16 protein-coding genes and 3 pseudogenes are annotated in these 18531 nt (G+C 69.2%); 8 read left to right on the top strand and 11 right to left on the bottom strand.

Annotation, left to right across the window (positions count from 1 at the left end; translation table 11 throughout):
- Nucleotides 1-505: 505 nt before the first annotated feature.
- Nucleotides 506-759: pseudogene (locus tag OHS70_RS36625) on the bottom strand (IS5/IS1182 family transposase); the annotation flags it as partial.
- 56 nt (nucleotides 760-815) lie between these two features.
- On the opposite strand from OHS70_RS36625, the pseudogene OHS70_RS36620 reads away from it, so the two are divergent.
- Nucleotides 816-1280: pseudogene (locus OHS70_RS36620) on the top strand (GNAT family N-acetyltransferase); the annotation flags it as partial.
- Between the two features lie 108 nt (nucleotides 1281-1388).
- Here OHS70_RS36620 and OHS70_RS36615 read toward each other — a convergent pair.
- The 5 genes from OHS70_RS36615 to OHS70_RS36595 all read right to left on the bottom strand — a co-directional run bounded on the left by OHS70_RS36615 (nucleotide 1389) and on the right by OHS70_RS36595 (nucleotide 7008).
- Nucleotides 1389-3353: an AAA family ATPase gene (locus tag OHS70_RS36615; protein WP_328404857.1), complete on the bottom strand. Its 1965-nt coding sequence runs from the start codon at nucleotides 3351-3353 to the stop codon at nucleotides 1389-1391.
- 288 nt (nucleotides 3354-3641) lie between these two features.
- Nucleotides 3642-4034 (bottom strand): nuclear transport factor 2 family protein, encoded by a 393-nt coding sequence (locus OHS70_RS36610; RefSeq protein ID WP_328404855.1) that lies wholly within the window; start codon nucleotides 4032-4034, stop codon nucleotides 3642-3644.
- Nucleotides 4035-4144: 110 nt separating this feature from the next.
- Entirely contained in the window at nucleotides 4145-5386 is a 1242-nt protein-coding gene (locus tag OHS70_RS36605; RefSeq protein WP_328404853.1) for a cytochrome P450, cyclodipeptide synthase-associated, read from the bottom strand.
- Between the two features lie 577 nt (nucleotides 5387-5963).
- The gene (locus OHS70_RS36600) at nucleotides 5964-6257 is read right to left on the bottom strand and encodes a hypothetical protein (protein ID WP_328404851.1); all 294 of its coding nucleotides are present in this window, start codon (nucleotides 6255-6257) and stop codon (nucleotides 5964-5966) included.
- A 157-nt stretch (nucleotides 6258-6414) separates the two neighbouring features.
- Nucleotides 6415-7008, bottom strand: coding sequence for an MBL fold metallo-hydrolase (locus OHS70_RS36595; RefSeq protein ID WP_328404849.1), 594 nt, complete (start codon nucleotides 7006-7008; stop codon nucleotides 6415-6417).
- Between the two features lie 103 nt (nucleotides 7009-7111).
- Between OHS70_RS36595 and OHS70_RS36590 the strand changes: the two genes are divergently transcribed.
- A complete protein-coding gene (locus tag OHS70_RS36590; RefSeq protein WP_328406159.1) occupies nucleotides 7112-8056 on the top strand; it encodes a GlxA family transcriptional regulator in 945 nt (314 codons plus the stop codon).
- 62 nt (nucleotides 8057-8118) lie between these two features.
- On the opposite strand, the gene OHS70_RS36585 is transcribed toward OHS70_RS36590, so the two are convergent.
- Both OHS70_RS36585 and OHS70_RS36580 read right to left on the bottom strand, forming a co-directional pair.
- Nucleotides 8119-8613, bottom strand: a complete 495-nt coding sequence (locus tag OHS70_RS36585; RefSeq protein ID WP_328404847.1) for a hypothetical protein — start codon at nucleotides 8611-8613, stop codon at nucleotides 8119-8121.
- A 357-nt stretch (nucleotides 8614-8970) separates the two neighbouring features.
- On the bottom strand, nucleotides 8971-9189 hold the full coding sequence (locus OHS70_RS36580) for a hypothetical protein (protein WP_328404845.1): 219 nt from the start codon (nucleotides 9187-9189) through the stop codon (nucleotides 8971-8973).
- Nucleotides 9190-9529: 340 nt separating this feature from the next.
- On the opposite strand from OHS70_RS36580, the gene OHS70_RS36575 reads away from it, so the two are divergent.
- Together OHS70_RS36575 and OHS70_RS36570 are read left to right on the top strand one after the other, a co-directional pair.
- Nucleotides 9530-10039: a hypothetical protein gene (locus tag OHS70_RS36575; protein WP_328404843.1), complete on the top strand. Its 510-nt coding sequence runs from the start codon at nucleotides 9530-9532 to the stop codon at nucleotides 10037-10039.
- 543 nt (nucleotides 10040-10582) lie between these two features.
- Entirely contained in the window at nucleotides 10583-10873 is a 291-nt protein-coding gene (locus OHS70_RS36570) for a hypothetical protein (protein ID WP_328404841.1), read from the top strand.
- Nucleotides 10874-12029: 1156 nt separating this feature from the next.
- On the opposite strand, the gene OHS70_RS36565 is transcribed toward OHS70_RS36570, so the two are convergent.
- On the bottom strand, nucleotides 12030-12659 hold the full coding sequence (locus tag OHS70_RS36565; RefSeq protein WP_328404839.1) for a hypothetical protein: 630 nt from the start codon (nucleotides 12657-12659) through the stop codon (nucleotides 12030-12032).
- A gap of 117 nt (nucleotides 12660-12776) precedes the next feature.
- Between OHS70_RS36565 and OHS70_RS36560 the strand changes: the two genes are divergently transcribed.
- Nucleotides 12777-13439, top strand: a complete 663-nt coding sequence (locus OHS70_RS36560) for a DUF1153 domain-containing protein (RefSeq protein ID WP_328404837.1) — start codon at nucleotides 12777-12779, stop codon at nucleotides 13437-13439.
- Between the two features lie 82 nt (nucleotides 13440-13521).
- Nucleotides 13522-13642: pseudogene (locus OHS70_RS36555) on the top strand (IS982 family transposase); the annotation flags it as partial.
- Here the strand turns inward: OHS70_RS36555 and OHS70_RS36550 are convergent.
- Nucleotides 13621-14694, bottom strand: coding sequence for a hypothetical protein (locus OHS70_RS36550; RefSeq protein WP_328404835.1), 1074 nt, complete (start codon nucleotides 14692-14694; stop codon nucleotides 13621-13623). The pseudogene OHS70_RS36555 and the gene OHS70_RS36550 overlap by 22 nt on opposite strands.
- Before the next feature lie 517 nt (nucleotides 14695-15211).
- Between OHS70_RS36550 and OHS70_RS36545 the strand changes: the two genes are divergently transcribed.
- Nucleotides 15212-16219 (top strand): 1-aminocyclopropane-1-carboxylate deaminase/D-cysteine desulfhydrase, encoded by a 1008-nt coding sequence (locus tag OHS70_RS36545; protein ID WP_328404833.1) that lies wholly within the window; start codon nucleotides 15212-15214, stop codon nucleotides 16217-16219.
- A gap of 517 nt (nucleotides 16220-16736) precedes the next feature.
- Here OHS70_RS36545 and OHS70_RS36540 read toward each other — a convergent pair.
- Nucleotides 16737-17468, bottom strand: a complete 732-nt coding sequence (locus OHS70_RS36540) for an alpha/beta fold hydrolase (protein ID WP_328406157.1) — start codon at nucleotides 17466-17468, stop codon at nucleotides 16737-16739.
- A gap of 445 nt (nucleotides 17469-17913) precedes the next feature.
- Between OHS70_RS36540 and OHS70_RS36535 the strand changes: the two genes are divergently transcribed.
- Nucleotides 17914-18438: a hypothetical protein gene (locus OHS70_RS36535; RefSeq protein WP_328404831.1), complete on the top strand. Its 525-nt coding sequence runs from the start codon at nucleotides 17914-17916 to the stop codon at nucleotides 18436-18438.
- Nucleotides 18439-18531: the final 93 nt, after the last annotated feature.

The raw sequence follows: 18531 nt of genomic DNA, 5'->3' as shown, positions 1-18531 counted from the left end.
CCAGCAGCGAAGTGCCCGTCCTTGGGCAGCTTGTTGCAGTGTGTCGACCCCGTGCCACCTATATCTCCACGTTAGACCGCTGGGATACACGATGCACCCCGGAAAAACCCCGGGGTGCGTCCCGTGGCTGCACCCCGGGGGTCTGGGGTTCGTAGGAAGCGGTGGCACGGGACCCACCCAGACGTCGAGACTTGGTAAACGCACTGACCTCGAACTTTCGTGACGGGTCGTGAGTTCTTTCGGCGGCCTGATTCGGCCGGCCGGACAGGTAGCCCGCGGGCAGCGAGGCGCATTGTGTCGCAGCCATCCCCGCCAGCGAGATCAAGGATGCGCAACGGCCCGCCGTCGAGGTCGAGATGACGGATCAGGTCAGCCTCGGCGATCGTGCAGCGCAGACGGCCCCAGCGGGCGTCATGCCATTCCTGCCAGGTGGTCATTGCACTGTTGAACTTCTCTGGGGCTTCAACCATCTGGTGCCCCCCGCCTATCGGCGCACCGCCATCGACAACTGGGAGATCCTGCGGGCGGCCGCGGACTTCGAGATGCCGTACAGAGGGGCTTGCCGCAGCGTCAGGCGGTACGCACGGACAACCAGGACCCGATCCTCCAACGGCATGCTCCACGGCTGTCCCCTGCGGACCGCGTCGGCGGCTTCGCGCCGCGGCGTGGCGCGGTCAGCAACTTGCAGAAACAGCGCTGACTCAGCCCGGTGAACGGTGCTGTCCGAGAGCGCTCCGACGCCGTGATCACACCAGCCACACCGAGATCATCCACTGTTGGTGGAGTGGCTCTGGGCGACGTCCCACAGGAATCCGATGGTGCGGCGCAGCTTCGGCGTCAAGAATCGGCGGATGCATGAAGTGAGGCTGTCCGACGGGATCATCACTCTGTCGCCGCTGTGCCTGGACGATGTGGAGGCGCATCTCACGGGGGAGGATGAGCTGCTGGTTCGCTGGCTCAACGGCGGTCCCGGCACGCGCGAGAACGTCGAAGCGTACTTCCGGCACTGCCGGGAACAGTGGGACACCGCCGGGCCGCTCCGCGCTTTCGGCATCCGGGTAGGTGCCGACGAGGCGCTTGCGGGGGCGATCGACCTGCGGTTCGCAGGAGAGGGATTGGCTCCCGGCCAGGTGAATGTCGCCTACGGCCTCCACCCGTCCTGGAGGGGGCGTGGCCTGGCCACCCGCGCGGTCCTCCTGGCGTCGCGGTACGCGGCCGATGAGGGCGGGCAGGAGGCGGTGATCCAGGTGGAGCCGGGGAATCCCGCATCCGCCGCGGTCGCGCGGCGCGTGGACGGTGTCCAATTTCCGGGCCCGACAGGGGCGGGGACCGTCCACTGCTGTCCGCACCCGTCCACCCGCAACTGCCGAAGCGTGCGGCTTCGGTTGCTATCGAGGGCCGTGCAGCTCCTGCTGCCACAGGGCTTCGCAGAGCAGGTCCAGGCCCTGGCGGAGGTGGCGACGGTAGGTGCCGTACGGAAGGCCCAGGCGGCGGGCGGCGGCTTCCTGGGTGGGTGCACCGGAGAAGTACCCCGCGGTCAGGGCCTCGCGGGCTCGCACTCCACGCGGGTCATGGGCGAGTTCATCGACGGCCTGGCGCAACAGGGCACGCAACTCCTCGACGGGATCACCGAGGTCGGCCGCGAGACGCGTGCGCATCAGGGCACAAGCTGCGAAGGCACCCGGATCGCGCCAGTGCGCCAGGGCTTCGCGTACGGCCTGGTCGAACGCGGTACGCGACAGGGCCGACGGGGCGGACGGGACCGGTGCGTCGGTCGCCGATATGAAGCGGAGAAGCCAGGTCTCCACGGGCACCTGGCGCCAGTCGACGCTGAACAGCCCGTAGGTGTGCTCGCCGACTCGTGGTCGTGCCCCGGTGTCCGTGAGGGAGCCCTTGACGCGCTCGGCCCAGGTGTCGGCATCCTGGTAGACGGCGAAGCCGTAGGCGCGGCCGCGGGCACGGGCGGCTTCCGCCTGGGCGCGGGAACTGCTCAGGTCGATGACGCGTGAGGGGACCTGGTACCGCTCGGGGTAGATCGAGAAGCGGCTGATGCCGATGTGTTCGCCGGGGCTCACCGGGGCGGTGGCGTCGGTGTACCGCCACGCGGCGGCGACGACGGGATCCGTGGCCAGGTCCTGGGGGTCGGGTGGGGCCGGCAGGACGAGTCGGGCCGTGAAGGCCACGATCCGGCCCGTGCTCACGAGACGGTAGACGCTGAACGCCTGCGGCCGGCGCTGCGCCCAGTAGCGGACGAGTTCCGCGGAGGCGGGCCCTTCGGTCTCCTCGGCCATGCGCAGCACGACATCGAGGTCCTCCGGGTGGAGCGGACGGTCGTGCACCTCGTCCTCGCGGGACCAGGTCCGCACGCGCGCCAGGGTTTCCACCTCCTTGAAGAGGTAGAAGAGTTCGTCGGTGACGGTCCACACCCGCTCCTCGGGTGCCTCGCGCAGGAGGCGCAGGTACTCGTCCGCCAATCGCTGACGCATCGTCGCATAGGCATGGGGTGCTCGCCAGCGCAGGTCGGCGGCCAGCGTCTCGCGTGCGGCGTCGTGCGGGTGCAGCCCTCGGTGCGTGGACTCCATGAAGGGCAGGTCCCTCAGCCAGGAAAAGAGCAGATGGGCGTCTTCCTCGGGCAGAACCGAGGACAGCAGTTCCTCGGACGTCGAGTGCGCTTGTGCCGCCACCTCCAGGGCGCGGCGGTGGGCAGCCGTGGGGACCTCGCCGATCAGCCCTGCCAACAGGGTTCGCAGGACGTCCGCCGTCGGGGCCCATATCTCCTCCCGGGCGCAGCCCGCCGATCCTGTGGCGGCCGCAAGGGACAGGGCCAGCGGGTTGCCGCCGGCGAAGCGGAGCACCCGGTCACGCAACTCGGGCCGGATCTGCGCCGCGACCAGCAGGCTCCGGGCCTGTTCCGCGGAGAACGGCTCCAGTTCGGTCACGTGCAAGAGCCGGGACCAGGCGGGGTCGGCGGTCCACTGCGGCTGCGGAGGGCGCCGTCCGGCCAGGACGACCAGGGTGTCGTCCGCGGCGCGGGGCAGAAAGTGGTGCCACAACCAGCTCTCCAGCCACTGGCAGTGCTCGAAGGAGTCGACAAGCAGGACCGTGCCCGGAACATCCAGGAAAGGGCCGGCAGCGTGCTCGAAATCGGCCGGGTCCCGGCTGACGAAACGGCCGTCGAGTTCGACGAGCAGCCGGCCCGCCGAACGAGCGTGGTCCGCCAGACGCCGCACCAGAGTCGACTTGCCGATGCCGCCCGGCCCGCACACATAGAACGCGAACGGTGCCTGCGGATCGCCGGCCAAGGCCTCCTCGAAGCGCTCGAGTTCCTCGTCCCGGCCGATGAAGGCCCGCACGCGCGCTCTGCTCAGTCTCTCTCCCACGGACACCATGGCGGCTCCCATCCCCCTTTGCTCCAGCACTGGACAGCTATGCCCGAAGACACCCATCGGGCCCCGCGGTGACAGCCACCGGCACGAGTTACGCAGGGTGGTGGTCCGAGCTCCTTGTGCACCAACCTGCTCCGGCTGGTCGAGGCTGTGCCGCGCACGGGTGTGAAGAGGTGTCGCATCCGGCGCTTCGGGGGCCGATTCCCCCTCCGGGGTCGCTACTCCGGGGAGATCCTAACGGAGGCCCTGTCCATGTCACTTGATGAGCCCGAGGTTCCCGTCGTCGGGATGTCCGGTGGTCAGGAGGGTGGTTTCCTCGACGCGTTGGAAGCGGCCGTCGGGGGCCAGCTGGGCGAAGAGGTAGACCTCGGTGCGGGAGGTCCGGCCGTTGTGCTGGGTGAGGGTGACGGTGTGGCGGTCGGCGTAGCGCAGTCCGTTGCGGAGTTCGTCGTGGACCTCGATGTGGCCGCTGCGGATCAGGGAGCGGAGGCGTGTGATGTGCTGGGTGAAGGCGGCACGGTCGCTCCACACGCCGTCGGTGCGCTGGCGGTAGTCGGGGGTGAAGTGCCGGTCGAGGGCTTCGGCGAGGTCGAGGCCCGGGGTGAACAGCAAGTCGTTGATGGCTCGGGTGATGTCGGTCGTTGTCATCGCTGTATTCGCCTGAAGAAGAGTAGGGGCATGGAGTCGGTCCTGGCTGCTGGAACCGTGGAGGACAGGACGCCAGGCCGATGGGAGAGGCCGGGGGTCAGGGACGGCCGTCAGTCGTGGCCGGTGCCGGCGTCGTGGACGGGAGTGAAGTCCAGGGCCAGGGAGGCGGGGCCTCGCGTGTACAGGCCGGTCTCCTGGTAGCGGAAGCCTGGGCTGTAGCGGACCTGGTCGAGCAGGGGCAGGAGCATTGCGGCTACGGTCTCGATCTCGGCGCGTGCGAAGGCCGCGCCGACGCACTGGTGGAGTCCGGTACCGAAGGCCAGGTGCTGGGCGGCGGCGGTGAAGGAGCGGGCGGTGCCCAGGTCCGGGCGGTGGATGTCGAAGTTGTCCGGGGCGGTGAAGGCATCGGGGTCGCGGTTGGCCGCGCCGATCATGCAGAAGACGGTGGCGCCTGCCGGGACGGTGGTGCCGGCGAACACGGCGTTCTCCTCCGCCTGGCGGGGAATGAGCTGGACCGGCGGGGTGTAGCGCAGGGTCTCGGCGATCGCGGCGGCCAGCAGGGTCGGGGCCTGGCGGACCTGGGCCATCTGCTCGGGGTGGTCGATCAGGTGCTTGAAGAGCAGGGCGAGGGTCTTGTCCGCGGGCTCGGTGGCGGCAGCCAGGACGTTGATGATCAGCGCGGTGACGTCGCGATTGCTCATGGCGATGCCGTCGAACTCGGCGGTGCACAGCTTCGATATCAGGTCCTCGCCGGGGTGGCTGCGCCGCTGTTCGATGACGGGAACGAGGTAGGCCTCCAACTGCTCCGCGCAGTCCAGGCAGTGCCGGCGACGCTCGGTGGTGAGAGTCATGCTGGTGATGAACTCGGCGACCCCGCTGTGCCAGGCAGCCACCTGCTGCCAGTCCTTCTTGTCCAAACCGAGGACATCGAGCGTCACGTGCACGGCGAGGGGCTTGCCGAAGTCGTTGACGAGGTCCACCCGGCCCTGGGAAAGGAAGGGTGCCATGAGTTCGGCGGCGTTGGCGTGGACGGCGCGAATCTGGTCTTGCAGGGCCTGCCCGGTGAAACCCCGGACGACGATCTTTCGCTTGGCGGTGTGCTCGGCCCCGGTCATCTGGGCGAGGACCGGCCCGCGCATCACCGGCTCGGCGCGCACCTGCAGCATCTGAGTAGAGAACGCCTCATGGTCGGTCAGCACCCGCTTCACGTCCTGGTAGCGGGAGAGGAAATAGCTGTCGATCGCCGGTTCGTAGTGCACCGGAGCCTGCTCCCTCAGCCCGGCGAAGTATCGGTAGGGGTCGGCGGCGAAGTCGTCGGACAGGATGCCGAAACGGGGCATGACCACGGGCATGGTGAAGACCTCTCGAAGTGCGCAGTGCCGGGAAGGAACAAGTACCGGGGAGACGGGAGGTGGACCGTCAGCGGCCGCAGCGAAGCCGGGCAGCACGCCGCAAGGGAGAACCGGTCGGCGAGGTCTGCCCACGGTTTCCCGGGGCTGCCGACGGCAAGGAACGACTCACTGGAGTCCAGGACCACCGGGTACCGCGGGCAGACGGAAGTCCGGGCGGCACGTAGGAGTCGAGTGCCGCAGTCGGCAACGCCCGTAGCCTGGTCGGAATGCGTGACCTGCCGTGTGATGCGCCCCCACCCCCACCTGTTGCGTCCGTGAGAGGGCAAGCAAGCAGGCCCACCCGGGGTACAGGATGAGCGAACGGCGGCACTGGTTCCGGTCGTGGGGAGGGCTTCTCACTCGGCCCGACCCGACCAGCAGTCACGAAAAGAACCGTTGCAGCACTGAAGCGCTTATCGAAGGATGAGGGGCCAACTCATCGGTAGCGTCGCTGCCGTGGCTGTCCTGCCCACGGGGAACCCGGATGCCGCCGAGACCGACCCGAACTGCTGCGAGTCGCCCCGCTGCCCGGCAGTGATCACGCTTGACATGGTTTCCGGCCTTGCCCAACGGCCAAGTACAGCTTGGTGGTCAGGCCGCCGCGCGAGCGCCCGAGCCCGCGATCGTCCGGCTGAAGTGACTCCGCAGGGCGGCTCCTTCTGCAGGTCCCCCATTTCCGCGCCCCGGCTGCACGCTGGTGGGCGCGCACGATCGTGGAGTCGACATTGATGTACCAGGTGATCAGGTCCTTCGCGTCCACCCGGGCCTTCAGGTGGGTGAAGATCCGGTGCCGGGTGCCGTCCCGTTGCCAGCGGCGGAACAGGTCGTACACCCGGCCACACGGCCCGCGCTGCTCGGATATGGCCCGCCACGGGATGCCTGTGCAAGTAGCGATCCACCACCGCGGCCACGTCCCGGGCGAGCAGATCAAGGCAGTCTGGCGCCACGGAGATCCCGAGTGCGACACGCTCGACCTGCCGCCGGCGTCGTCAGCTTGGTGCTGTGATGTCGGCCTTGAAGGGGCTGCCGTGGCCGGGCACGATCAGGTCCGCGGCAGCCAGCACGCGGAGCCGGGAGGCACGTAGCACCTCGCGGTCCGGGGCTACAGGGTCGTCCGCCGGGCCGTCCGAGTGCCACCACAGGTCGCCGGCGAACGCCACGATTCCCGTGTCCGTGCCGGCCAGCAGGGTGATGTCCTCGAGGCTGTGTCCCGGGGTGCGGATCAGCCGCAGGGACGGGGTGAGCTCGTAGCCCTCCGCGTCCCGGTTCGTCCACTGGTCGCCCTGGTATTCCACCTTGTGGTCGTGGACCCGGGCCCGGCCGAACAGGCCCACGTTCATGGTGTTGTCCGGGTGGTGGTGGCTGAGCACCACGTCGGTGATGTCGTCGGGGCCGAGCCCCAACTCCGCGAGTGGGCCGAGGATGTGGTCGCGGCTCGCCACCATGCCGGGGTCGAAAATCACATGCCGGTCGCCGTCGGTGACATACGAGACGGTGGCGGCGACTCCGGGCCCGGTGGAGCCGACGTAACCGGTGGTCAGGATCGTGTACACGGCGCTGCGGCCGAGCGGTGCGTCTGTCATGGCCCTCATCCTTCCGGGCAGGCGGGCCGCTCACGAGTGGCACTGCTGCCGCTGATCGCAGGATTGGTGCCAACCGTGCCACACTGCTTCTGTGCCGCCCTTCATGACCGTTGCCGCGTACGTCCCCCCTGGTGTCGGCATGCTCGCCGTCGGCATCGTGGCTGAGGTGTTCGGCCCTCACGGGGAGGGACTGCCCGGCTTCGACTTCGCGCTGTGCAGCGACCGGCCCGGGCCGGTCGCCACCGATCTCGGCGTGCCGATCGTGATCGCGCATGGCCTGGACCGGCTGGCTGCCGCTGATCTGGTGATCGCCTTGCCCTGGGCCGGCTTCCGCACGCCACCCGGTCCCGCTGTACTTGACGCGCTGTCGGCCGCACACGAGAGCGGCTCACTGGTCGCGGCCCACTGTGTCGGCGCGTTCGCGCTCGCCGCCGCCGGGCTGCTCGACGGCCGGCGGGCCACCACGCACTGGCGGTTCGCCGAACTGCTGGCAGGCCGCCACCCGGCCGTCGTTGTGGATCCCGACGCCCTGTACATCGACGAAGGGCGGGTCATCACAGGTGCCGGAGCCGCTGCGGGTTTCGATCTGTGCCTGCATCTGCTGCGGCGGGAGTACGGGGCCGCGATGGCCAACGCCGTCGCACGCGACATGGTGCTGCCCTCCCACCGGGACGGCGGGCAGGCCCAGTACCTGGCCTCCCCCGTCCCCGAGGACTGCCGGGACGAGCGTCTCGCCGAGGTGCTCGCCTGGGCCCGCGAGCACCTCCATGAACCGCTTCCCGTCGCGGAACTGGCCCGTCGCGCCGTGATGAGCAAACGGTCCTTCGCCCGCCGCTTCGCCGCCGCGACCGGCACCACCCCGCACGCCTGGCTCCGGAGCCTGCGACTGAGCAGCGCGGAGGAACTTCTGGAAACCACGGACCTGCCGATCGAGGAGATCGCCCACCGGGTCGGATACGGAAGCGCGGCCGTCCTGCGTGAACAGTTCGTGCGCCGCCGGGGTGTGCCACCCCGTTCCTACCGCCGCTCCTTCACCAATGCGCCGTAGCGAGCCGGGGGAGTCGGTGCCGTTCTCGCCCGCAGGGGTCCGGGACAGCTGAACCCCGGGTTCTACGGGACGAGGTCTGCAATGACGTCCAGCATGGTCTCCCACCACGGTGCGGCCCCGGTCCCGAAGGCCGCGGCCAGTGCGGTACCGACGGCGACGTCCTGGGGCCGCACTGTGGCGTCATCGTGCCATTCGGCGCCGACCGTCCCGTCACCGGTCGAGTCGAGCCGTCCGAGCCGCCGGCCGTCCTTGAGGAACCGGCTGTCGGCGTACGAGGCGGGCACGAGCCGGTACGCGGTGCCGCCGGCCGCCGCGTCCACCCGGTAGGAGCGCCGGGAGATCCGCCCCTTGGCGGGGAGGATGCGCGCGGCCACACCGTCGACGGTGAGCGTGAGCAGTGCGGGGTCCCGGGTCCCGATCGGAATGTGCGGGTCCACCCTCGCCCCGGCAGCACGGACCAGTCGTACGTGCGGGATGCCGGGCCCGGACACATCGAGCGTGCCGCCGTCGGTGTCGAGCTCCACGACCGGGGCGCCGGGGAGGTCCACGTCGTTCATGCCGTCCTGCCGTCCGTACCGTCAGTGATCAATGATCATGCTTCAAGGTCCACGACTGTGCAATGAGACAACCGAATGGCGCCCGGCTGCGGGCGAAGGCGGTCGCCGGCCCGGCGATCCGAGCGCGGCGGGTCCCGATGTTCATCCCGAGCCGCTGAGCCCGTCGCGAACCCGGCGCTCGACAAAATGCTTGCAGCCGGCAGGGCCAATGCCGTTCCCGGCGGGGTTCGACAAGCGGTCAGCCTCGTCGGCCGGCTCACCCTTGCCGGTGCCATCACCCCGGCCGACCCTCTTGTGCCCCGGAGGCATCGCCTACCGTCCGACAGCGGGTGACGGTGGGCGATGCGGGTCGTGGTGTCAGTCGCCTCCGCCGCCCCCGCACGACGAGCCGCCCCCGCAGCCGAACCCGCCACCGTCACCGCTCAGCCACGAGCCGCCACGCCGCCGCCTCCGTGACGGCTTGCCGGCTCCGCCTATCGCCGCGATGAACACCACGATGATGCCGATCCCGACGATCCCCAGGAATTCCAACTTCTCCACCCCGTTCCACTCCGTTTTGATCTGTGTGAGCGGCATCCCCCGCACGGTCGGCGCGCAAAGCCCACTTGAGGAACTCCAGAGCTTCACCTGCACGGTGTCATCGCCACGACGGTCGCGCTCTCGGCAGCGACGACTGGGGCGTTCGTCCCTCGGACCATCCAGGAAGACCTGCGCACGGCGTCGAGTGCCGGGGCGCACCACTTCAGTCGCGGAATTCATCCGACCGACGCTGCAGCCCTCTGGCGGACGCGCGTAGACCTGGGGCACCATCACTCTGCTCCACCTGCGCTCCCGTCCCATCAGGAGTACGGCACCACACGCAGCACCGTCATCAGTCAGCACGGTCAGCACCGGCCAGCAGGAGGGAACACCCGACATGAGGGTCCGATCAGTCCTGAGTGCGCTCGCGCTCGTCCTGGGCGCGCTGTTCGCCCCGGGATTCGGCGTCGTCACCGGCGCCACCGACGCGCACGCCGCCACCAAGATCAGTCATGCCACGGCGACGTCAATGTTCAGAGCGTCCGGAATCACCTGGTCCTCGTCCGGCGGCTGCTCGGACAGGAACAACCCGACCTGTACGTCCTTCACACAGCTGAACCTCGCCACCGCGAAGGGCGCTCAGACCCTGAAGAGCGCAAGCGGCTGCGCACTCAACATCACCGGCGGTACCGAGACCGGGCACGCCGGCGGAACGTACTCGCACTGGAACGGCTACAAGCTCGACTACAGCAAGTACACCTGCGTCGGGAACTACATCAAGAACAACTTCACGTACATCGGCGTGCGGGGCGACGGCGCTCCGCAGTGGAAATCCGCGTCCGGAAACATCTACGCGGACGAAGGAAATCACTGGGACGTGACCTACTACAACTGCGGCGGCTGCTGAGCCGTACGGCGGCGCCACGAGAAACAGGTGCTCCGGGCCTGTCGGCCCGGGCACCCTCACCTGTTCGACTCGGGACCGATCGAGACCACGGCTGCCGAAGCCCCACGGCGTCACCGAGTCGACCCCACCCCCGATCCGAGCCATCACCGACGCCCACTGCCTCCAAAACCCACGCCCCGGCTGGTCCACGCGGCCGTACCGGCCCTTCCGCAAGCCCAACGCGATCGCCTGGGACCCCAGCTGTAGATCGTGATCTGCTCATCCGGGGCTGGGCGGTGGGTGCGCCGCCCGACCGGGAATCGGGTCGCCGTAACTTGACCGTCGCCGTCTGTCAAGTCCCGAAATGCAGCGGCATGACGCAGCTGCTTATCCCGGGCTTAATTGAGGCATGGGGTCACGCAGAGCAGATGGCCCGCCCGCATCGTCATAAACAATCCTGACGGCGCTTGACTGGACACACTGTCCCGCTGCCGAAATGCCCGTGAATCGGCAAGGGCGTCCGGCAGTTCTTCCACCGTCTTTTTCTCTCGAAGGAGAATTCCAATGGCTCGCACCTACCGCACCCGTCGCTTTGTAATGCTGACTGCTTCGACCGCTCTGGCCGCAGGAGGCGCGCTGCTGCCCGCCAACGCGTTCGCGGCCCCGGGGCCGGCGAAGGCAGCCGCTCACGGCGACAAGTGGCGCGACAGCGACCACCGTGGCGACCGCTGGCGTGGCGGTGACCACCGCGACGGCGGGGGCCGGAAGGGGGGCGGCGGGACGGGGAATGTTGTCATCATCATCGGCAACGGCAATACCGTGCCGATCAACAACGGCACCGTCAACACCGACTGAAAGAGCGGACCGGTCCAGCGCCGGTAAGGACATGGCCCGGCCGGGTGGCAGCGTCAGGGGACGCGCCACCCGGCCGGGCTTGTGCGTGTCCCGCGGGAAGCGCTGTATGCGCATTTCTCGCGCTGTGCCTTCGACGTGATCGCGTCCGCCGGGGTGCCCGCACGGCCTCGAGGGGATCGAGGCTTCTCCCTGTTCCCGCGCAGCGCGCGACGGAAGAAGAATGCAGGCAGACCGTCCTCCGGGGCGGCCGATGTACTGGGTTCGGCCAGGGCGTTCGGCACACCCGGTACGCGTGCCGGTTGCGTCTGCCGGATCCGTGCGTCGTCCACCGCGCCTTCGGCGCTGCTGTCCATCCTGGGGCCGGATGCCCGTTCGGCACCCCGGCCGTGCGTCGCTGAGTCCGGGGTCGCGGAAACAACTGGCACGGGAACTTCCGCGCGGCTCGCACGAGAGTGACCGGCCGACGCGCCGAGGACGAATGACGGCGTGAAGGGGCATCGCAGTCCCTGCAACGGATCACCCACGGCCTCGCCGACTCCCCACCGAGGCGGTGCAGGGCATCTCGGCCCTCGCTGCCGGTCAAGCAGCGGGCGAAGATGCCGTACTTGAAGAGGAGGGGCCTGGCAGTCCCTCACTCTCACGTGCCCCGACGAGGATCTCAGTCCCAAGGCTGCCGTCTGCAAACGGCGGGCGGCATCGTGCTGACGGTGGTGTGGCCGCGGGGGTGGCGCAAGCCGTGTTCGCACGGTCGCCCGTTGTCCGGCCCTGCCCGCGGCTTCCGGCCGCGTCCGTCGCGTCAGCGTCCTCGGCAAAGTTGATGACGTGTCAGGGCAGCCCAGGCCCCAAGAGGTCGACCTGAAGTCCGCGACCACGGGCGGGTGTTGGGGGCTCGGCGGACATGCTCCACCTGGGTGCACGCCACACGGAAGCTGACAGCTCGGACATCGACCGACCCAGCTTCCTGCGCGGGCCGCTGGGGCGGTGCTTCCTTATCGGGCTTTTACCTGACGCCTGTGGCATGGTCAAGCCCCGATTTTCCGGGACGTGACCCCAGTGCGCCCCTCAGGCCTACTTGAAGTGTCCTCACGGAAAAGGAAACGCGACAGCACGATGGGACGGAATTCCTCACAGGAATCCTTCTCACCGAACCACCGGTTCATCCCGATGGAAACCGATTCGCCGACCCTAATTCGTAGGAACGTTCAAGAATCCCCTGAATCGAGGAGAAGGACCCATGACCCGTAATATTCACACCAACGACTATGGCCGCCCGAATCGCCGGCGTTTTCGCCTCGCGACGGTTCTCGCATCGGCCGCCGTGATCGGTGGAGGCGTCATCTTTCCGGCTACCGCGATGGCGGCCCCGAAGCCCGCTGCGCCGGTGGTGAGCCTCGCCGACCACCGAGCCGGCGTCCAGACCGGTGAGGGTGGCCGAGGCGGTGACGGCTTCTTCGGCGGCACCGGCGGCCGAGGCGGTGACGGCTTCTTCGGCGGCACCGGCGGCCAGGGTGGAGACGGCTTCTTCGGCGGCACCGGCGGCCGAGGTGGAGACGGCTTCTTCAGCGGTAAGGGTGGCCGTGGTGGAGACGGCTTCTTCGGCGGCACCGGCGGCCAGGGTGGAGACGGCTTCTTCGGCGGCACCGGCGGCCAGGGTGGAGACGGCTTCTTCGGCGGCACCGGCGGCCAGGGTGGAAACGGCTTCTTCTGACCGTCGCCCGGCGACGGCCCGGGCGGTCCACGTCCGGTCCGTCGCCGACCCACCACCCGAACCGGGGGAGGTCTTCACGACCTCCCCCATGCCCCCGCCGAATCGGCCAACGCGTAAAGCCGCCCGGCCGTCACACCCGGCGTCCTGGCACAGAGCACCTACAGGTGAACATCCATGTCGTGGAACGGAGTCCCCATGTCCAGAAATCGTTGGCAGCGTCCAATCATCCTGGCGGCGGCCGCAGCGGCCTTCGCCGTCGGCACCGCATGCGCCGCACCGGCGCAGAGCAATGCGGGCAGAGACAAGCCCGCCAGTGCCGACAACCGTGCCGGCGAGAGTTCGGACGGCTGCCGTGGCGGTGAAGGTGGCCGTGGCGGCCTGCTCGGCGAGCCGGGGGAGCCCGGTGAACCGGGGATCGGTGGCCGTGGCGGCGACGGCGGTCGCGGCGGTGACGCCTTCTTCGGTGGTACCGGCGGCCGGGGTGGTGACGGCGGCCGGGGCGGCCTGCTCGGTGAGCCGGGCAAGCCTGGTGAGCCTGGCAAGTCCGGGATCGGCGGTCGCGGCGGTGACGGCGGCCGGGGCGGCGACGGCTTCTCCGGCGGCACCGGCGGCCAGGGCGGTGACGGCGGCACGGTCGGCTGTCTCCGGTTCAGCGATCTGCCGGACAAGCCGAAGGGAGAATTCTCGGTGGCGGACAAGATGCGCATCGTGATGGTCATGCTGTACGGGGACGTGACGAGCGCCGAGGTCGCCAAGAAGTACAAGGTCTCGGAGGACGAGGTCGACAGCTGGGAGCGGCAGGTCCTCGATGGTGACTGGTTCGCGTTGATGGGGACGGAGCCCCCCTTCCTCCCGTGACTCACCACCGGCACCAAAGATCGAAACGCGGAAGACCTGGCCCCCCGGTCGGCAACAGTCCGTCCGGCGCGCTGGGCCTCGGTGGAGCGACGACGTGTGGATCGTGGACTCCGCCAGTGGAGTGCGGCCGCTCCCGCGAGACCGTCAAACGCTCCGACCTGGCCGGATTGACCCAGTGCGGCTACTCCGCGAGGGCGGCACGCATTCCCCGGCCCGCTCCCGGCCCACGTGGATCGGCAGCCGGCAGGTCTTGGCCAGCGCGAAGCTCGCGATGTCCAGGTCGTGGCGGCGCTGCGGGGAGTACGGCGAGTCGGGGGCGATGAAGTTGTAGACGAACGCGCCGTGCACCCGCTCGGCCGCGTAAAGGTCCAGCAACGCGCCGATCTCGTCGGCCTGTTCCCGCTCGCAGCGCACGAAGCCCTCCTTGACCACCGCCGGTTCCCGCTCCCAGTCCACCGCCGTGAAGCCCATGCCGCCCTGTTCCTTTGGCCCCTGTGAAGGTGCAGCAGCCGAACTCTGTGATGACGACGGGCTTGCCGTGCCGGTGCAGGGCGCGCAGCTTCTCTGCGTATGTGGCCTTGTTTTCCGCGTTCCGGTACAGATTGGCCCCCACGACGTCGAAGCCACGCCAGTTGACCTCCTCCCACTCCCCCGAGCTGTATGTGACCGGTCCCTTGAACAGCGGCCGTACGGTATTCAGAGCCTGGCCCAGAAAGGCGTTCAGCCGCTCCTGGTAGCCGGCCGACTCGGGGCGGCTCAGCGCCTGGCCGCGCTCGATGTAGTCCTTGCCGGGCACCAGGCCGGACATGAAGATGGTCAGCTCGGTGCCGACCGCGATGCCCACGCCGGGGTGACGGGTGCGCAGTCGCTGGGCGGCGCGCGCCACCGATCCGAGGAAGGCGAGGGTCTGCTCCGCGTCACGGTCGAACTGCCGGGGCTCGAACCAGACGAACAGGCCTTGTGCGGCCGCGATCGACGCAGCCTCCGTCAGCCGGTCGAGGTCGTGGCCGAGCAACAGGATCGCGTTGCAGTGCAGCTGCTCCTTGATCGCCGCGATCTCCTGGCGGACATACTCCGTCCGCCAGGACTCCCGGCCTGTATCGAAGTTGACGCCTTTGTAGGCGAGCGGGCCAGCAGTCCGCGGTGACGCCGCCGCGTCGGTGGACGTCGTACGGGCACACGCGCCGGCGGCGGCGCCGGTGGTGGCAAGGGCCGCGGCGCCCGCGAGCAGGGTCCGGCGGGCGATTGATGTCATACCGTCAGCTTCTACGGAGTGCGGCCCGGGCGTCGACCGAAGGGCTTGCGCCCGTCGACCAAAGTAGCTGACGCGCTGGACCTTCGGCGCGAGCGCAGAGCTTCGAGCTTTGTTCTACGGCGAGTTTCGGGCGCGGCTGTCCGGCCGAGCTTCTCTGCCGGCCGCGCGAGGGCGCGGGCTGCCCCGGGCGTCCATCCTCCTTGGGGCAGACGGGAACTCCCGCACCGGTGGAGACGCACTGGTTCATGCCCATCGCGTAGTGGCACGTGGTGGTACCGGCGCTGATCGTAGCGACCGTTACTACCGGCGCCGGAGCCGCCGGAGAGTACCGTGTCCACGACGCCGAGGACGGCGCCCCACCACCTCGCCGACGACGGCACCAATGGCTCCGACGATGCCGCCGAGGCCACCGCCGCTACCGCTACCGAAAGGTATTGAGCACCGAAGGGATGCCGGTTCACTACTTCGGCAGGGCCCGCGCCACGTGCAACCATCGAGAAGAAGGAGCAGTCCGACGATGAGTGGACCGCTGCTGCACCGGATGTTCCCCCAGCTGGTCACCTCGCTGCCGCACCTCTCGCTCGGTGACCGGCCGACGCCCGTGCGCGAGCTGACCGGTTTGGCGGACGGGGTATCGCTGTGGTGCAAGGACGAGAGCGGATTCGGCTCCGGCGGGTGGGGCGGCAACAAGATCCGCAAGCTCGAGTGGATCCTTCCCGACGTACGACGCCGCGGGAGGCACACGATCCTGACGGTGGGTGGTCTCGGTACGAACTGGGGCCTGGCCACCGCCCTTTACGCTCGCGAGCAGGGTCTGTCCACCGCCCTTGCGCTGATCGACCAGCCTCTCGACGATCACGTCCGGGCGCACTTGGAGAGGCTGCGGCGATCCGGCGCCACCCTGTACTTCACCCGGACGAAGGCCCGGACCGTCGCCGCCGCACCGTGGCTCTTCGTCCGCCATACGACGGGACGGCGGCTGCCTTACTTCCTGCCGGCAGGCGGTTCCGCGCCGATCGGCACGGTCGGCTATGTCGAGGTCGCTCTCGAGCTCGCAGCACAGGTCGCGGACGGGGTTCTGCCTGAGCCCTCACACGTCGTCACCGCCGTCGGCTCAGGGGGTACCGCCGCAGGACTGGCTCTTGGTCTCCGGCTGGCCGGGCTGCACACTCGTGTCGTGGGCGTGGTCGTCAACGACACGCTGCGGCTGGATGACCGGGCCGTGGTCGCGCTGGCCGACCGGACGGAGGGTCTCCTGCGCGGGCGGGGCGCTAACCTTCCTCCGACCCGCATCGTGCCGGCCGAGGTGACGATGGTGCGGGACTGGCTGGGACCGGGCTACGGTCACGCCACACCAGAGGGCGACAGTGCCCAGCGCCTTGCCTCGGAGAGCGGGCTGATGGAACTCGATCCGGTGTATACGGCAAAAGCGTTTGCTGCTCTGCTCGCCATGTCGGCTGACGGCCGTCTGGGCACCGGGCCTGTTCTGTTCCTCCACACCCATGGCCCCCGGGACACCCTCTGAGCCTCAAGGCGATCAGCCGTGTGGCAGACGTCACCGCTCCGCGCTGACCGAGGACTGCACGCGCCTCGCCGACGCACTCCGGCCGCCGGCCGCCCGGGGACGCGAGCGGCCGACCGCTCGGCGGCTTGAGGAGAGGGCAGGCGCGTGTGGTGAGAGTGCTGGTCGCAGCCACTCACTGGTGGCTGCGACCAGTTCGGTCGCCCCACAGCGGACAGCGAGCCCGATGCCGACGCGGTGACGGAGTACCTGGCAGCAGTGCGGAACTACCGCGGCTCACCCTGAGCCCACCCAGCACGAACAGCTGGACCAAGCCGCATCACAAGATCGGGCGGACAGACCTCGAGCGGGTCTTCTTGATGGAGTGACCGGTTGACCGGATGTGTCTGTCCGGATTAGTGATCACTGATGTGATGTGGAGCCGGATCGCACCGGTGTCGGTCCTGGTACTCCAGTGGCTGAGCACCGCAGTTGGCCGATGGGTATTCAGGGGGGCGCCGGGGTCACGGCGATGGCGCACTCAGCTGACGGCAGGGAGCTGCCGGGCGAAGCGGCGGACGGCATCAGTGAAGGCGTCTGGGTCGTCGAAGTTCGCGAGATGTCTTGCCCGCGGGATCAACTCGACGCGAGCGTGGGGATGTGCGCGGGCGAAGTCCGCCTCGCCCGCCCGGAAGACGGCGTCCTTCTCGCCGTTGAGGATCAGTACCGGAGCCTCCACAAAACGCATCGCACCCGCATCGAAGCGTCCCAGTACCTCGCCCCAGGCCGCGGGCAGGGTATGGAAGGCGTAGCCGGAATGGATGGTCGCCTCCACCACTTCTGGCGGATAGAGCCGCCGCAGCAACCGGTCGTTCCACTGGGTCAGCCGATCCGCCGGTATACGAGGGACCAGCCTGGCGACCCACCGATATGGCGCTGCCCAGAGGCCGCGGGTGGAGGCGCTGGCTCCCGCGAGGATCAGCCCGCGCAGTTGTTCTGGACAACACCGCGCGAACTCCAGTGAGGCGTATCCGCCGAGCGAGTGCCCGACGACCAGAGCCGGCCCACGGTCGAGCGAGTCCACTGCGGAAGCGATGATCTCTGTCGCACTGCTCAGGCTCCAGGGTTGAGCCGAGCGCTCTCCATGGCCGGGCAGGTCGACGGCGGCCACCGGGAATTCGTCCCGCAGTGCAGCAAGCTGCACGCTCCACTGTCCCGCGCTGAAGCGCGTCCCGTGAACGAAGACTATGGGCACTGCATCCGCTGCTGTCATCAGTTCCTCCGCTGGTACCGTCCAGCCGACTCTATCGGCGCGACCTCCCTGACGATCAAGGAAAATGCCGGTGCTCAAACGGCCAACTGCGGTGCCCAGCCAGACGAGTTCATCGTTGGACCGTCGTCGGTAGTGGCTGCGTCGGGCTGTTGCTTGGTGGCGTCTGCGCCGGGTGGACCAGTGCAGCAGGCGGGCCACACAGATGGCCGGTGGCTGGAAGACGGCAGTGAGCAGGTGGCAGCCGAATGTGCGTGGGCCGGACAGCTCAATACGGCAGACCTCCGCCGTTCCTCGGCCAGGCTGACCCACGCATGCGAGGGGTGGCACCGGGGGACCCCATCGGCTGAGTCGGCCCGAGGAAATTCGCGGGCAGTGCGCCCATCGCCCGTCCTATTGTGTACCGCTGCCGTCCGCGCCGGGACGGCCCGATGGGAAGGGCGGCCGGGTGCCGGACGCGTACAACGTCATGCTGGATGCCGAGTTGAGCAAGTCGTTCGACGTGTGGTCCGGCTATCTGGACGCCCGGACGGGCGAGGACCCGCAGACCCGTGCCCGACTGCGCTCCATGCTGGAGTCGGCCCGCGCGGCCGTCGCCGAGGGCGATTCCGCCACCGCGCGGGCCTTGGTGGCGGACATGTACGACGATGCCCGGGAAGCCGGCCTTCCCTGGGCTCCCTCGCCGCCCCGACCCTGCGAGGCGGACCGTCAAGTGCGCGACTACGCCAAGGACGCACTGCCGCAGGTGCTTCCTCTGGGCATGCGGGACCGTCTCGACCACATCGCTGTCTCCCTGCGTGTCACGGGCCGCCGCCTCCAGGCCGCCCCTGGCCTCGACGCGTCCATCCGCCAGGACGTCCTCTACATCACCGCCCGCGCCGGGATGGCCCTCGACCTCGCCCACCCGACCGCGGCGCGACGCGAACTGGAACGCCTCAATGCGATCGCGCGACGCTGCGGCGTGGAGCCCTGAGCGCCGAGTCGCAGTGGCCCAGCCTGACCGGTGAGCACCATCGTGGTCGACGGGCGGCGACGACTCCGGCCGTTGGCCGACCACAGGGCCAAC

Source organism: Streptomyces sp. NBC_00390 (assembly GCF_036057275.1).
In the GTDB taxonomy this organism is placed as follows: domain Bacteria; phylum Actinomycetota; class Actinomycetes; order Streptomycetales; family Streptomycetaceae; genus Streptomyces.
This window is presented reverse-complemented; position numbering and strand designations above follow the sequence as displayed.